14 protein-coding genes are annotated in these 16,366 nt (G+C 44.1%); 4 read left to right on the top strand and 10 right to left on the bottom strand.

Features of this window, described 5'->3' with window-relative positions:
- Nucleotides 1–144 precede the first annotated feature (144 nt).
- From ACQKCP_RS06640 to ACQKCP_RS06680, 9 genes are all read right to left on the bottom strand, one after another.
- Nucleotides 145–2,361, bottom strand: coding sequence for a PhoX family protein (locus tag ACQKCP_RS06640; protein ID WP_427611746.1), 2,217 nt, complete (start codon nucleotides 2,359–2,361; stop codon nucleotides 145–147).
- 297 nt (nucleotides 2,362–2,658) lie between these two features.
- Nucleotides 2,659–3,288: a fumarylacetoacetate hydrolase family protein gene (locus tag ACQKCP_RS06645; protein ID WP_427612031.1), complete on the bottom strand. Its 630-nt coding sequence runs from the start codon at nucleotides 3,286–3,288 to the stop codon at nucleotides 2,659–2,661.
- Between the two features lie 181 nt (nucleotides 3,289–3,469).
- A complete protein-coding gene (locus ACQKCP_RS06650) occupies nucleotides 3,470–4,195 on the bottom strand; it encodes an ABC transporter permease (protein WP_101205569.1) in 726 nt (241 codons plus the stop codon).
- A gap of 12 nt (nucleotides 4,196–4,207) precedes the next feature.
- On the bottom strand, nucleotides 4,208–4,942 hold the full coding sequence (locus ACQKCP_RS06655) for an ABC transporter permease (RefSeq protein ID WP_057758316.1): 735 nt from the start codon (nucleotides 4,940–4,942) through the stop codon (nucleotides 4,208–4,210).
- A 608-nt stretch (nucleotides 4,943–5,550) separates the two neighbouring features.
- Nucleotides 5,551–6,498, bottom strand: a complete 948-nt coding sequence (locus ACQKCP_RS06660) for an ABC transporter substrate-binding protein (protein ID WP_427611747.1) — start codon at nucleotides 6,496–6,498, stop codon at nucleotides 5,551–5,553.
- A 72-nt stretch (nucleotides 6,499–6,570) separates the two neighbouring features.
- The gene (locus tag ACQKCP_RS06665; RefSeq protein ID WP_427611748.1) at nucleotides 6,571–7,467 is read right to left on the bottom strand and encodes a transporter substrate-binding domain-containing protein; all 897 of its coding nucleotides are present in this window, start codon (nucleotides 7,465–7,467) and stop codon (nucleotides 6,571–6,573) included.
- A gap of 152 nt (nucleotides 7,468–7,619) precedes the next feature.
- On the bottom strand, nucleotides 7,620–8,420 hold the full coding sequence (locus ACQKCP_RS06670) for a transporter substrate-binding domain-containing protein (protein WP_179799075.1): 801 nt from the start codon (nucleotides 8,418–8,420) through the stop codon (nucleotides 7,620–7,622).
- Nucleotides 8,421–8,757: 337 nt separating this feature from the next.
- Nucleotides 8,758–9,555: an ABC transporter ATP-binding protein gene (locus ACQKCP_RS06675; RefSeq protein ID WP_057758311.1), complete on the bottom strand. Its 798-nt coding sequence runs from the start codon at nucleotides 9,553–9,555 to the stop codon at nucleotides 8,758–8,760.
- A 348-nt stretch (nucleotides 9,556–9,903) separates the two neighbouring features.
- Nucleotides 9,904–10,209: a hypothetical protein gene (locus ACQKCP_RS06680; protein ID WP_424506028.1), complete on the bottom strand. Its 306-nt coding sequence runs from the start codon at nucleotides 10,207–10,209 to the stop codon at nucleotides 9,904–9,906.
- Between the two features lie 431 nt (nucleotides 10,210–10,640).
- Between ACQKCP_RS06680 and ACQKCP_RS06685 the strand changes: the two genes are divergently transcribed.
- The 4 genes from ACQKCP_RS06685 (at nucleotide 10,641) to gltS (ending at nucleotide 14,659) form a co-directional block, all read left to right on the top strand.
- Nucleotides 10,641–11,942, top strand: coding sequence for a glutamate-5-semialdehyde dehydrogenase (locus tag ACQKCP_RS06685; RefSeq protein WP_427611749.1), 1,302 nt, complete (start codon nucleotides 10,641–10,643; stop codon nucleotides 11,940–11,942).
- Between the two features lie 121 nt (nucleotides 11,943–12,063).
- Complete coding sequence (locus tag ACQKCP_RS06690) at nucleotides 12,064–12,810, top strand: ribonuclease domain-containing protein (RefSeq protein ID WP_427611750.1); 747 nt, start codon at nucleotides 12,064–12,066, stop codon at nucleotides 12,808–12,810.
- Between the two features lies 1 nt (nucleotide 12,811).
- Entirely contained in the window at nucleotides 12,812–13,246 is a 435-nt protein-coding gene (locus ACQKCP_RS06695; protein ID WP_427611751.1) for a barstar family protein, read from the top strand.
- 138 nt (nucleotides 13,247–13,384) lie between these two features.
- Nucleotides 13,385–14,659: a sodium/glutamate symporter gene (gene gltS, locus ACQKCP_RS06700; RefSeq protein ID WP_427611752.1), complete on the top strand. Its 1,275-nt coding sequence runs from the start codon at nucleotides 13,385–13,387 to the stop codon at nucleotides 14,657–14,659.
- A 135-nt stretch (nucleotides 14,660–14,794) separates the two neighbouring features.
- Here gltS and ACQKCP_RS06705 read toward each other — a convergent pair whose 3' ends face one another.
- Nucleotides 14,795–16,330: an alanine/glycine:cation symporter family protein gene (locus tag ACQKCP_RS06705; protein WP_427611753.1), complete on the bottom strand. Its 1,536-nt coding sequence runs from the start codon at nucleotides 16,328–16,330 to the stop codon at nucleotides 14,795–14,797.
- Between the last annotated feature and the right edge of the window lie 36 nt (nucleotides 16,331–16,366).

The following is a 16,366-nucleotide window of genomic DNA, read 5'->3' on the forward strand; positions in this document are numbered from 1 at the left end:
ACGACTAGCAGAGCCAAATAGGTGATAGGCGGTCTCGTTAGCCATCAAATCAATATAATAATAAAAAATCCCAAGCCTTAACTTGGGATTTTTATGGTTGTGAGCATTTTGGTTGTTTCTATTATTCGCCTATAGCTTATCTATCTATGTCGTGCTATCAGCCGTATCAAATGATTCTGCCAGTATGACATCACCATCCTCGCGAGTAATCATCACAGTCGCTGAACGAGGAATACTACCGCCAGCGACAGCGCCCCATGTGTTACCAGGATGCTGAATGTTGATAAACAGCGTCTTAAAATCTGGTGCCATGGTAATACCTGTTACTTCGCATCCTTCAGGACCAACAAAGAATCGTTTAATATTGTCATTGCTAGCAGATGTGCCAACTCGGGTTGACTGCCCTGCCGATGTGGTCGTCATCGATCCATCACTGACTTTGCCTGGCAGAGCCGCGAGCAACATACAGCTACTGGTATCGGTATAAGCGCCGTCATCTGTCTGAATCCACAAGACACCGCGCGGGTCGAAATATAGCCCATCAGGTGAAGAAAAGTCATTATTGTCATTTAACTGAGATAGGTTTTCTGCTGATAAGTCACTTGGCGCACCAAACAGATAGATATCCCACTCAAAGCTCGTTGCGGCATGGTCACCGCCTGCTTCTGCCCAGCGAATGATGTGACCATTGTCATTACCAAGCGCTTTTCCGCTTGATTGATAGCTACGCGGATTGGAAGCTGAGACAGGCTGGTCATCACGTACGCCGCGATATTTATTATTGGTCAATGTCACGTAGACATCGCCCGTCATGGGACTGACCGATACCCATTCAGGTCGATCCATCTTAGTAGCACCAGCAGCATCGGCAGCAGCACGAGCAAAGACCAATACTTCATCCTGTCCATTGAACGGCAATACGCTGTTGAAAGCATCCAGTCCGTTTTGACCATGGACGAGTGCTTTCCACTCGCCGCTACCATCTTCGTTAAATACCGCCACGTATAGCGTGCCGTCATTCAGATATTTGTCACCTGCTTTTAGTCCGCCGCCGATGTCCGAGTTTGACCACATCGCTTTGGAGACAAACTTATAAATGTACTCACCTCGGGCGTCATCACCCATATAGAATACCACTGGCTTACCTTGCTCAACAGGAGCATACGCGCAGTTTTCATGAGCGAATCGGCCCAGTGCGGTACGTTTTTGCGGTATAGAGTTTTGGTCAAATGGGTCAATTTCAGTAATATAACCAAAAGTATTGAAGCCATAGCGATAATCTTCAGCAGCACTGGCACCGACTGCGGTCATATCCCAGCGTGAGAACTCGTCTGCTATCCTGGCATCCTTTGCCTCTGGGGTATGCCATAGATACTCCCAACCTGGGAAGTCCTCCACCGCACCGTAGCGCTCGCGAGCATAGTTATCACCAGCGCTCAATTGACTGGCATCTTGTCCACGGGCAAACACACCCAAAAAGTTCTCTTCGGTAGTCAGATAAGTACCCCACGGTGAAAGACCTGCGCCGCAATTGTTATTGATACCGCGAGTCTGATAGCCTGTCGGGTCAAACTTGGTCTTGACCAGAGCAGAGCCTGCCACAGGGCCAGCCAGTTGCGCTGTTGTACTACTAGTAATGCGGCGATTGTATTTAGAGTCAGGTACCATCTCATAACCCATACCATCTGCGCGGCGAGTTAATTCAACCACCGAGACGCCATGACAATTGACTTCACGGCGGACGTCGCTTGCGAGACGACGGTTTTGAAAGATAGGCGCAGCATCGTTATCTTGAGTGACGTAATAGCCAAATGGGCTAAGCTCACTGCTATTGACGTATTCATGGTTCATGACTAGCAAGCTGTTTTCTGACGCTTTAGCATCGTAAGCGTTACCGTTTTTGCCAAAGAACCACATCCCATCATGGTTGTCACCCATACGCCATTCAAATGACTCTGCTGATTGCTCGCGATTGTCTTTCCAATCCTCGATACCAGAGTTTAGCGGCGTACCCAGCGGTAATATCATCTCTGCCTTGTAGCCCGCTGCTACGGTCATCGTATCCGCCGTTGAATGCGCGACTGCCTCAAACTTTAAGGTATCAGGACGCTTCAAATCACCTTGTGCAGGGATAGCGGCATTATCGTTATTACCAACAATACTGCTATCGTCGTCTTCACTACAACCGACTAAAGGTAATGCGCCAAAAAACGCGGCAGCCGTTAACCCTGTGCCACCTTTTAGGATACTACGGCGGTTCAATCGACGATTGATAATCGTCTGAAAGTCAGTATTGTTAGTAGGATTTGAGTCTTCAACCACTTCGTGGGCAAGCGTTCGCTCATTGTTCAATAATGTCATTATCAGTCACCTTGCTATTAGGCTAGATTGGCAGAGAGTTGATCGCGGCTTCATCATTACGATCACAAAAATACGAATTCCGCTTAAGTCTACTCAACCTTTATGACAGCACGCTGAACAATAGGTGACAAACTGATGACAATCGACTGTACTGATGATTATTGAAAAATAGAATGATTAGATAGTTAGAGTTGTTTGGCAGTTAGCAAAGTTAAAAAATAAATATAAAGGCTTAAAAGCAAAAACCCCAAGCAATTGCTCAGGGTTTTTAATATGTATCTGTTATCGCAATCAAGCTTACTGTACTTGTGATACCCACTCATGAGCACCCAGTTTTAGCTTAAGCTGATCGCCTGCTTGCAATACACCAACGCCGCTTGGCGTGCCAGTCATAATTACATCCCCTGCTTGCAAGCTAAAGGCGTGACTGATATTGACCAGCAATTCATAGACAGGAAATAGCATTAAGGCACTATCACCATCTTGCGTTAATTTATCATTGATAGATAGCTGATACTGTACATTCTGCAGATTGCCAAACGCTTGTGGGTCGAGCCAATCAGCAAGCACGCAAGCTCCGTCAAAACACTTAGCACGCTCCCACGGATGACCTTTTTCTTTTAGCTTGCTTTGCAAATCACGCAAGGTCAAATCCAGTCCTAGTGTCATGCCACCAATGGCTTGTTGAGCTTGCTCAATCGTCGCCATAGATAAATCAGCTGATAACTGAATACATAGCTCGGCCTCGTAGTGAGTCTCGCCAAACAGCTCTGGACTTGGGCGAACTACATCACCACGGATAGAGACCACTGAAGACGCAGGCTTCATAAACAGTATCGGCGTGGTTGGTACTTCATTGCCCAACTCTGCAGCATGTGCCGCATAGTTGCGACCAACACAGACAACTTTACCAATAGAGGTACGCAATCTTTCATTATGATTAATAGCGCCTTGTTTGGCATTGACACCAGCTGCAATGGCGTTCGCTAATGACTCGTGTGGCGATTGGCTCATACTAAACTCTCCCTGTAAATGATGGCTATTTTATCAGCAGTCCATACTATATTGTTTACAGTGACTTTGACGATTTTTAGTTGCTAACTGCTAACTATGGAATCGTATTGGTCACGACATCTGGCGGTACATAACTGGCGTGGCGGTTCATACGCTTTTCAAACATTCTAAAGCTAAACAAGATAACCCATGACAGCAGTAGATAGACGATACCAGCGGCAAAGAATAGTTCCATCAAGGTATAGGTACGCGCACTAATCGTACGAGCAACACCTGTGATATCCATCAATGCAATAGTCGAAGCGAGCGCACTACCCTTTAGCATAAAGATAACTTCGTTACTGTATGCTGGAATCACAATACCAAATGCGCGCGGCAGCGTAACCCGTGTTAGCTTTTGCCACTTTGACATGCCAAGCGCATCAGCAGCTTCAAGCTCTCCAATCGGAATCGTCTGAATCGCCCCGCGTATAATCTCTGCCAAGTAAGCACTGGTATTGAGAGTAAAGGCGATGATGGCACACCAATATGCTTGGCTAAGTACTGGCTCCCATAAGAACGACTCACGTACGGCCTCGAACTGACCCAAACCATAATAAATCAGGAATATCTGTACCAGCAGCGGCGTACCACGGAAAAAGAAGATATACAGGAATGGTAGTATCTGCACCACCCAATTCTTAGACAGTCGTAACAACGCTAAAACCAAACCAAACAGCAATCCAATCACACCTGAAAACAAAACCAGCTGTACGGTCAATACCGCGCCGCCTAGTAAATCAGGGATATGGTCAAAAATGACCTGCCAATTCCAATCCATAGTATCTCTCCTCTACCCTATGGTCGATTGACTGTGAGTGGATTGACGGCTTATCTTTTTGGCATAGCGTGCCGCAGGATTGGCTCGCCACTCAAGCCACATCATAAAGCCAGTAATCAACATGGTCAGACCCAAATAAATAATCGCTGCTGCCATATAAAAGGTAAACGGCTGCTGTGTAGACTGTGCCGCACGCGATGACTGATACATGATGTCCTTGAGACCCACGACCGATACCAATGCGGTATCTTTGAGCAGTACCAGAAATAAATTTCCCAAACCTGGTAAAGCAATCTGCCACACTTGCGGTAAAGTGATGCGATAAAAAGTCTGAAAAGGACGCATACCAATCGCTTGCGCAGCCTCTCGCTGCCCTACTGGAATCTCTTGAATGGACATGCGAAAAATCTCAGTCGCATACGCACCAAAAGCAATAGACAGTGCCATGACACCACCCCAAAAAGCGCTAATCTCGACATAGTCGTTATAGCCAAACTTTTTGAGGATGCTCATCAATAAGATAGAGCCGCCATAGTAAATAAAGAGCACCAATAGCAGCTCAGGAATACCGCGCATTGTCGCAGTATAGACAGTCGCAAGTTTACGCAGCAACCAGATATTGGACATCTTTGCGGTTGCGCCGAGCAAGCCTAGAGCCAGACCAATGATCAAACTGGTCACGGCTAGCTGTATGGTGACGGTAGCGCCGCTTAATAAAAGCGCGCCAAATCCTTGTAAGTCAAACACGATTATCCACTCAGTCTCTTTATATTAGCAATTAGGGCATGTCTTCAATTCAATCAATAGACATCTAAATGGTTTAAAAACGGCTAAATCTTGCCAAACGGCGTTAAATAGCTGACTAATATCTCGATATTATTTGCGCTATTTTCCTTGTTTGACTGCAATTTATCTCATTTTTATTACCATTTTTAAAATGAAGACACGCCCTAGCAAAATATGAGTTAAAAGAATCAGCATCAATAGCTGAACGCAGCGAAACACCGTATTTTATACCAAATCAATAGGGATGGTCGGCATCAAAAAATGACGTCAGAAGAATACGATTAACGCTGCGATAATTGACACAGTAGAAATGAGCGCTGATTTTATCATATTCACTCGCCGTGATGTTAATACTGACGCGTAAAAGCTGCGCCTAAACCGTACTTAAACAGACACTTGCCTCTAGAGACATACAATAAGCCGACTAAATTTGAGCAAAATTGATAGGCGGCTATTATGTATATTCGTTGCTATAACGACAAATAAAAAAGGATATCACCATGATGGCGATATCCTTTTATTGATCAAAACACTATTTTTTGACTACCATCTCTAACTACTGTTAGCTATTAACTAACGTTTTCTATCGCTGGTTGCTCGCTAATATCTGTATCTGTACCCGTATCTGCGTCTTCATCAACTGTGCTCGTTGCAGATGCTGGCACCGCAAAGTACTTTTGATTGATTTTATCGTAAGTACCATTAGCTTTTATATTAGCAAGAGACTGATTGATCTTTGCTTGTAGCGGATCGCCTGGGCGTACTGCTATCGCAAAATTATCATTGATATCGATCTCATCACCTTTTAGCGCATATTTGCTACCAGCATTTGAGCTCAGCCATTCTATCGCAGGCAGCTTATCAGAAATCATTGCATCGACACGGTTTGAACCAAGATCCAAAAACGCATTGCTCAACGTATCATAAAGCTTCATATCGGCTTTTGGATACGTGTCTTCTAGCCACTGCGATGAGATAGTTGAACGCTGTGCAGCAATAGAATGCGAGTCGATATCGCTGTTGTTACTAGGGTCAAAGCTGCTGTCTTTTTTGGCCAAAAAAACCAAGGCATTGCTAAAGTACGGATCGGTAAAGCTCACCTGCTGCGAACGCTCTGGAGTAACGGACATCGCGGCCACAATTGCATCGTACTTACCTGCTTTTAGGCCGGGGATAATACCGTCCCAGTCCTGCGCCACAATCTCACAGGTCACCTGCATATCCGCACAGAGTGCATTTGCTATCTCAACATCAAAACCACCCAGTGTCCCGTCGGCATTGGTATAGTTAAAAGGCGCATAGGCCCCTTCTGTACCGATGCGTAATACATCACCTGTAGAGGCTGCCGTTGCTTCGGTAGCCTCTGGATTGGTATCAGCCGCACTCTCTTGGCTATTGCTACAGCCAGCAACGATAAAGGCCGTCGCTAGCGCCAGCAATGACATAGACAGACGACTGGCTACAGTAATGTTAGATTTGCCAGTCGTGGCACAGATTGGGGCACAATGGTTGCTCATGATCATCCTTGGTTTTTTCTTGAGTAAACAACACGTCTTTAAACAACAGCAGTCAAACTGCTAGATATCGTATTAGTTAGCTGGCGCTTCTTCTTCAGCGACCATTACTTCTTCGACACTATCAGTTGATGCCACCGCTTTTTGTGCTGCAGCTGTTGAGCTAGTACCAAAGTAGCTACCCGTGATTTGATCATAGGTACCGTTGTCTTTTAGCTCAGCCAATGCTGCATTGAACTTAGCAACTAACGGATCGCCTTTACGGAAGGCAATACCCATTGCGTCGTCATTGGTGCTGATTTCTTCACCTTTGACTTCGTAGCCTTTGCCTGCATCTGTTTTTAACCAGTCAATACCCGTTACTTTGTCAGACATCATACCGCGCACACGGCCTGAGGTCAGATCTAAATAAGCATTGTCTTGCGTATCGTATAGTTTGATATCAGCATCTGCATGCTCGTCTTGTAGGTATTGCGAGGCAACAGTTGAGCGCTGTGAGGCAATTGGTAGACCTGTTAGCGACTCTACGCTTAAGTCATCACCTTTTTTGCCGATCAAGATGATACCGCTATGGAAGTAAGGGTCACTGAAATCAACCACTTCTTTACGCTCAGGCGTGATAGACATACCTGCGATAGCTGCATCAAATTTCTGTGCGTTAAGCCCTGGAATCAAACCATCCCAATCTTGAGAGATGACTTCACACTCAGCTTTCATTTGCGCACATAGTGCGTCAACCAGCTCAATCTCGTAACCAATCAGCTTGCCATCTGCATCGGTATAACTAAAAGGCTTGTAGCTTGATTCTGTCGCGATTTTGATATTTAAAGGCGCTTCAGTAGCGGTATCAGCTTCAGCATTTTCTGCTGGTGCTGAGCTATTGTTACAACCTGCCAGCATTAGCATTGCTGCGCTAAGCGGTGCTAGCCACAATACTTTTTTGCTCATTGATGATGTCATTGAAATTGTCATAAGTTTTATTCCTTAATATATTTACCAGCTGTATCGTCAATTACTGCTTGCTGATTTATGCTTATAAACACCGTTTATTTGAAACATGCTCGGTTTTAAGCATTACTCGCATCAAACGTTACTTGTTCTAAGCATAAATCTTCAGTGAGTCATTATTGACCAAAGTTCATCTGCTCAAGACGTGCAAGCTCACCGTTACTACGGATTTCGCTCAATGCTTTGTCAAAGTCAGCTTTGAGTGAGTCACCTTTACGTACAGCAATGGCAATATTGTCATCGTTATCAATTTCATCACCAACGATACCGAAGCCCGCTGCGTTTTCTGCTAACCATGATTTTGCAGAAACTTTTTCAGCCAATACCGCATCGCTACGACCAGATTTTAGATCTAGATAGGCATTGTCATAGTTGTCATACAACTGGACTGTGTTGCCTTCTTTGCCTTCGTAGTTATCCTGTAGATAAGCACCTGGCGTAGTAGAGCGTTGACCACCAAGCGTTGCGTCTTTAATCGCCATAGGATCAAAACCACCATCCGTATTGGTTAGCCATACCATCGTATTGGCAAAGTACGGCTCGCTGAAATCAACTTTTTCTTGACGCTCAGCGGTGATAGACATACCTGCAATCACCGCATCATATTTCTGTGCCAATAAACCTGGGATAATACCGTCCCAGTCCTGTGCAACGATTTCACACTTGGCTTGCATTTGATCACACAAAGCGTTGGCAACATCGATATCAAAACCTGCCAAGCTGCCGTCAGCATTAGTGTAGTTGAATGGAGGGTAAGCACCTTCGGTGGCGATACGAATGGTTTTACCAGTGGTTTCTGCTGCAGGGGCGTCAGCGTTGGTATCGGTAGTTTCATCGGCAGGTTGGCTACAAGCGCTCAACATCAATGCAGCAGTAACGGTCATCGATGACCACAATAGGCGAGAATTCGACATCATACGTTCCTTAAATTCTGATGGGTTTTACATAAGTTTTTGACAGGATTTTCTGACTTAGGGTTCTGATATTTTGTTCTCTGACGTCCCTGCCAGACAAGCAATATAGATAGCAGAATAACAGACAGCCACGAGACGTGACGGCCTATAAACCTTTTGATAATACCTGAGTAAAATATCAAAAACAAACGTTTTGCATACTCATAGTTATCATTGGGCAATAAACAGTCAACAATGGTTACGTTACAGTGATTTTATGTTTGGCAGGATAAATGGTGGCAAGAGTGTTGCCACCATCTGTATTGAACATGATATTAGGCAAATAACTAATAACTAATAACTAGGTAGGACGGTGTGACGCCATAAAATCTTTAACACGCTCAGAGGTAGGGTTATCAAAGACTTGCTCAGGTGTGCCAATTTCTTCAACCACACCTTGATGTAAAAAGACGACTTTGCTTGATACTTCACGGGCAAAGCGCATTTCGTGAGTAACGATAAGCATCGTACGTCCTTCTTCTGCTAGCTCGCGCATTACCGCAAGCACTTCGTTGACCAGTTCAGGATCTAGCGCAGAGGTTGGTTCATCAAACAATAGAACTTGTGGTTGCATAGCAAGCGCACGGGCGATTGCGACACGCTGACGCTGACCACCAGATAAGTTGGCAGGATAAGCGTCTTTTTTGTCGAGCAGGCCTACTTTATCGAGCAGCTTTTCTGCATCACTAATTGCTTGGTCTTTTTTAATCTTTAAGACCTGCGTTGGCCCTTCGATGATGTTTTGTAGAATGGTTTTATGCGGCCATAGGTTAAAGTTCTGAAAGACAAATCCCACACGAGCGCGCAAGCTTTCTAGCTGCTTCACGTCTGCCGCTTGTAACTCACCTGATTTGGCAGGTTTTAGCATCAGCTCTTCATTACCGATCAAGATACGACCATGATTGGGGTTTTCTAGAAGATTAATACAACGCAGCAACGTCGACTTACCTGAGCCAGATGAGCCCAAAATAGAGATAACATCGCCATCATAGGCAGTCAGGGAAACCCCTTTCAATACCTCTAATGAGCCGTAGCTTTTATGGATGTCTTGTAAGTCTAGGGCGATAGGCCGAGTCGGGTTTTTTGCAGTATCAAGCATGGTTCAGCAGACTTCCAATAAATATGAGTGAAAACACGAATAAAATAAGAGCTATATCTATATATAGTACAAGCATCTAGATGCATTATCGTAATATGCCTGATGAGGCAAAGAGAAAAATGCCATATTGTCTCTTATTACGCAGTAAAAAGGCAAATATTGTATTTAACCAACGGGTTAATCAGCTTCTAACAAACCGCGAATACAAAAAAGCCCAGACTGCATTTATCGCTCTGGGCTTTATTTTATCACTTTAGAATACGAGACGTTGTGTTATCTGATAACTGCCTATTTATAGTATCTAGTTAGTACACTTATGATGTAGCTAATATATTCTATAATATGCGATTAATACGTCGATACATGCTCTGAATCTTCAGTACCATCCATCATATCCGCATCTTCTGCTGTCGCCACTGCCACATCATCGTTATTGGTAACGTCCATACCTTCATCATCGGCACTAGCAACGGCCACATCATCATTGTCGCTCGCTGTTGCACTTTCTTCTACAGAGGTTTGAGCGTCTACAGTAGTATCAGCTTCAGTCTCCATCGGTGTCTCGTCTTTTTTGCTACAAGCGCCTAATGCCAAAGCACTTGCTACCAAGCCAACCGTTAACCAATTTTTATAAGTTGTATTTTTCGTAGCCATGTTCGTTCTCCATCACTCATCATAATAAGATTAAGTACTATCTACTGATAGCCTTGCTGTTTTAATGCTTACTATACTGAGGATATCTCGCAGCTACCTTAGTATTTACAGCGCAATTCTGTTAAAAACACGTAAAGATATAGTGTAGTACTGATAACGCGATTGTCTTGAATAAATACCGCTTAGTATCAGCAATATTACTTTAAATAAGCCCCTACAAGAGCGCTACAAAGCGGATTCTGTTCACAAAATCATCTTTACTATCGTCTCAATCTGCTCTATGTTAAATAGCATAATGACCTATCGCTATTTGAGTAGGCATTCAAAACTTCTTTTTTTGCGACATTTTTCGCCTTTTTAGGTACTTTTACCTATATAAAATTGGGCGCTTTTAGTTATAAAAAACCTGTATCACATAAGGAAAATAATTTATGAGTCAATCGAATACTACGGATATTACGACCTATATGCAGTCTGTCGGCAAGCAAGCACGAGCCGCTTCTCGCGCGCTGGCTGCTGCCAACACTGGCGATAAAAATTCAGCACTATTAGCCATTCATGATGAGCTGGTCAATGCCAAACAAGACATTTTGGCTGCCAATAAAATCGATATGGACAACGGTCAAAAAAACAATCTTGATAGCGCACTCCTCGACCGCTTGGAGCTAAACGAAGCACGATTTAACGGTATGCTACAAGGTCTTAAAGATGTCGCTGGTCTTCCTGACCCAATCGGTGAAGTCACTGATATGACCTATCAGCCATCGGGTATTCATTTGGGCAAAATGCGGGTGCCACTTGGCGTAGTCGGTATGATTTATGAGTCGCGTCCTAACGTAACCTTAGAGGCTGCCTCACTGGCACTCAAATCAGGCAACGCCATTATTTTGCGCGGTGGTTCTGAAGCATTTGAATCTAACCAAGCCATTGCCAAATGCATCATCAAAGGACTTAGCCATACTGATCTATCAGAACATAGCGTGCAAGTGCTACAGACAACCGATCGTGCAGCCGTTGGTGAACTGATCACCATGACTGAATATGTTGATGTCATTGTGCCACGTGGCGGTAAAGGTTTGATTGCGCGTATCAGTAACGATGCAAAAGTACCTGTGATTAAGCATTTAGACGGTAACTGCCATACCTTTATTGATAGTGATGCGGATCCTGAGATTGCGATCAAAGTCAGCGTCAATGCCAAAACACATCGCTACGGCACTTGTAATACGATGGAGACGTTACTGGTCGATGAAACAGTCGCAGATGAGCTATTACCTAAAATTGCCGAAGCCATCATTGCTGCTGATGATGCGATGCAACTGCGTCTTGATGACAAATCGCAAGCTATTCTAAATGACAATGCTAAGCTTAAAGGTCATCTATCCGCTGCCACGGCTGAGGATTGGGATACTGAATACTTAGCTCCTATCCTAGCGGTAAAAGTGGTCGCAGGTATTAACGAAGCGATTGAACATATCAATACGCACGGCAGCCATCATACCGATGTCATCATCACTGATAACTATACCAAATCGCAACGCTTCATCCGAGAAGTGGACTCAGCCAGCGTGATGATTAACGCTTCTAGCCGTTTTGCTGATGGTTTTGAATACGGTCTCGGTGCTGAGATTGGTATCTCAACGGACAAAATCCATGCACGTGGCCCTGTCGGTCTCGAAGGTCTGACTTCACAGAAATGGATCGTTTATGGTCATGGCGAAACCCGTGCCTAATCATACCAGTACCGATTATCGAAACGAGTAATCAGAAACGTCAGCAATTATGCTGGCGTTTCTTCGTTTAAATCATAAGTATTTTAGTTAAGGCATTTAAATTATAGGGAGCGGTACGACCATGCAAAGTGGCAAGATTAAGCACTGGAACGAAGATAAAGGCTATGGCTTTATCGATGTAGATAATCAAAGTGAAGATGTGTTCTTTCATATTAGCAAAGCAAGACTGGCGAAGCCTATAACGGTTGGACAAAGTGTCTATTTTAACAGTGCCCGTAATGATAAAAACCAATTGAGAGCCACTGAAGTGACCTCATCTTCATTGAGCCTTGAACAAGATACTGCATCAGGTATTCCAAACTATACACCTACTAATACTAATAGCCATCACAGCACTCATAACTCAAATCGTAGCAGTCACAATAGTAAACCAAATAAAAGAAGCTTAGGCTCTACGCTATTTAGCCTCATCGCTATAATTGCCATCGCTTTCTATTTCTTTGGCGATTTAAATTCGACATTGTTTGCTGATAGCATCGAGTCGACAACGGTATCGCAAGACGTAAATAATAATACGAGCCAAGTCGTCCGTGCTGGTATAACAGGTGATGCACAGGTCGATAATACGATTGCGCTTATTCAGCAAGGCGGCCCGTTTCCTTATCCAAATAAAGATGGCACGACGTTTTATAACCGTGAAGGCAGACTACCCGCCCAGTCACAAGGCTACTACCGCGAATATACCGTGCCCACCCCTGGTGTCTCTCATCGCGGCGCACGGCGTATCGTCACAGGTGGTAACCCACCTACCGTCTATTACTTGACTATCGACCACTATGATAGCTTTCAAAGACTACAGGTGCCTTAATATGAAACGAGCTGATATGAAACAAGCCGATATGAATCGAGACAGTATGAACCAAGCAATCCACTACGTTAATCAAAGCCATGTTAATCAAGACCACATTAACCAAAACGGTACAGCACTGGGTACTAGCATTCCTGCGCAGGCTGTTACTATAGCCGTCGGTGACACGCTCGAAAAAACTGAGCTATTGACGAGTTTGGCCAAGGCCTGTGACTTCCCCAGTTATTTTTCACACAACTGGGACAGTGCATGGGATTGTCTAACAGACAGTAAAGTAATTCATTTAAAGCTGGATTTGACAGACGTCAAAAAGATAAACACTGAGGACTTCAATGTCTTTAAAAGCATTATTGAGGATGCCTTTAGAGAATTTGGCAAACCACAATTATGGATCATCGTGCCATCTGAGGATGAAGCTTATGCGTTAGACATTTAGTCGTTAAAAGCCTATATATTGCAAGCTTGACCGCCGATAGTCATCGATAATTATTCGTCATCATAGAAACCTGAATTCGAGATAAAGCCATATTTATCCCGAATTCAGGTTAATTTATTTTATAGAAAGGATTAACCTATGGAGATTACCTTAAACGGTTATTACACCCTGATATTGGCCACCTTAGTGCTGCTGCTTGGGCGGTTTTTGGTGCGGAGAATCAAGTTTTTAGAAGACTTTAATATCCCAGAACCTGTTGCTGGTGGTTTGGTCGCGGCGATTGTTGTCTATGCTCTCAATATGGTTTGGGGATATAGTTTCAACTTTCATCAAGGACTACAGACCGCCACCATGTTGATGTTCTTTGCGTCCATCGGTCTGAGTGCTGATTTTAGTAGGCTAAAAGCAGGCGGCACACCATTATTGATTTTTACTATCGTTGTTTCAGTATTCATTGTATTGCAGGACGTCGTTGGTGTGGCCATGGCAAGTGCATTGGGACTTGATCCTTTGCTCGGTCTAGTGACAGGGTCTATCGCTCTAACGGGTGGTCATGGTACAGCAGGCGCTTGGGGCATTACGTTAGAACAAGACTACGGTGTAGTCGGTGCGACGACGCTTGGTATTGCGGTTGCTACTTATGGTTTGGTCGCAGGTGGTATCGTTGGAGGTCCTGTTGCTCGTCGCTTGATTAATCGACTTGGACTAAAACCGACGCCAGCCAACCCTGATCCTAGCGATATCGAAAAAGTTGCTGGTGCACAGTCGTTATATAGCACCAAACACGATGAGGAGTCTGCAGGTAGTAATAAAGATATTTTTGAAAGACCTGATAGCATGCGCTTTATCACCGCTTCTTCTACTATCGAAACCTTGGCACTATTCGCAGGTGCTTTGGCTTTTGCCGATGTGATGGCCATCGTTGCTGAAGGTACATGGTTTGAGTTACCTACTTTCGTATGGGCACTGGCAGGCGGCGTCATTATTCGCAATGTACTAACGATGGTCTTCAATTTTGATATGTTTGACCGCTCAATTGATGTACTTGGTAATGCCTCTTTAAGCCTGTTTTTGGCCATGGCATTATTGTCTTTAAAACTTTGGCAGTTGACCGATTTGGCAGGCCCTGTACTAGTCATATTGGTCGTACAGACCATCATTATGATTATCTACGTGTACCTGATTACCTTTAAAATTATGGGTAAAGACTACGACGCGGCTGTATTATCAGCGGGGCATTGTGGTTTTGGTATGGGTGCGACCCCGACTGCAATTGCAAATATGCAGGCAGTCACTGATCGCTATTTGCCTTCACCTAAAGCATTTCTAATCGTACCGATGGTAGGTGCGTTCTTTGTTGATATCGTCAATGCCACGATATTGCAGATTTTTACGAAGTTGCCGTTTATGTAGACTGATGCTGCCACAGATCAAAACTTAATAGCTATTTAGTAAATAACAAATACCAGCCATCGAAAAGCCCGCCAAGACTCATCTTGGCGGGCTTTTTTAATTATCAAGTTATAATAGAGTGTTCAATCAAACCTATTATTTATACTTTTTAATTTCACCACTTTTCACACGTGCTATGAAAGAATTAACTTCTCTTTTCACAATTGGCATCAAGAAGTATAGACCGATGATGTTAAAGATAGCCATCGCGAACAGAGCCGCATCTGAGAAGTCGATAACAAAGCTAAACTGTACGATGGTACCGATAACAACGAAGATTAAGAAGATCAATTTGTATATCATCTCGCCGCCTTTACCTTCACCAAAGAGGTAAGTCCAAGCTTTTAGACCATAATATGACCATGAAATCATCGTTGAGAAAGCAAACAACAATACCGCGACAGCTAGGAAATACTGGAAGATAGGCGCCGTTTCCATGAAGGCTGCACGGGTTAGATCCACACCAGTAAGCGCTTGGGTTTGTAAGTTTGCGGCAGTGTTCACCCCAGAGATAGTAATAACAAGCGCCGTCATCGTACAAATAACAACCGTATCAATGAAAGGCTCTAATAGCGCTACTAAACCTTCAGTAGCAGGCTCTTTGGTTTTTACTGCTGAGTGAGCAATAGCGGCTGAACCAACGCCAGCTTCGTTAGAGAAAGTTGCACGTTTTAAACCTTGAATCAATGCGCCAATAAAGCCACCAGCCACGCCAGCACCAGTGAAGGCACCTGTGAAAATCTCGCCAAATGCAGCACCGATATGATTAAAGTTAGCAATCAGTACGATTACCGCCATAGTAATGTATAACAAAGCCATAAAAGGTACGACTTTTTCGGTAACGGTTGCGATGCGCGGCATACCACCAATGATAACCATACCGACTAAAAACGCTAAGCCAATACCAAAGAATACACTGTAGTCCGTTGGAATGCTAAACGTAGAGCTCATGACTGCAAAGGCTTGGTTACCCTGAAACATGTTACCGGCACCAAAGGTCGCCAATATACACATGAGTGCAAAACCAACAGCCAGAAACTTACCTAATCCGCCCATACCACGTTCAGCCATACCGCGGCTTAGATAGTACATAGGGCCACCTGATACAACGCCAGATGGTAGTACCGTACGGTATTTGACACCTAACGTACATTCTACAAACTTAGTCGCCATACCGAATAGGCCGACCATAATCATCCAAAAGGTAGCGCCAGGTCCACCAATAGCAAGTGCTGCACCAACGCCTGCGATATTACCAAGACCAACAGTACCTGATAACGCAGTAGCTAAGGCTTGAAAATGGCTGACCTCGCCTTCTTCTTTGTTGGCGGGATTGGGATCGGTATATTTGCCTCTGACAATATCTAGAGACAAGCCTATTTGGCGAAACTGAATAAATCCAAAGTAAAAAGTGAATACGAGTGCGGCAACTAATAACCAACCCACAATAAGCGGGAAGCTGACGTCTCCAAGAGGTACTGAAAAGAAAATAAGGTCGACGAACCAGCCAAATATATTGGACATAAAGCCATCGAGACCTGCTCCAAATGCTGCTAAACCTGATTGTTCTGCTGCTTGCGCAAGAGTCGTGCTGAGTAATAGCATCGTTGCGACTAAAGATTGTTTTTTCATGTAAATCCCTCTATTGAAAATAATATTTATATAATT

Source organism: Psychrobacter sp. NPDC078631, assembly GCF_050268165.1.
In the GTDB taxonomy this organism is placed as follows: Bacteria; Pseudomonadota; Gammaproteobacteria; order Pseudomonadales; family Moraxellaceae; genus Psychrobacter.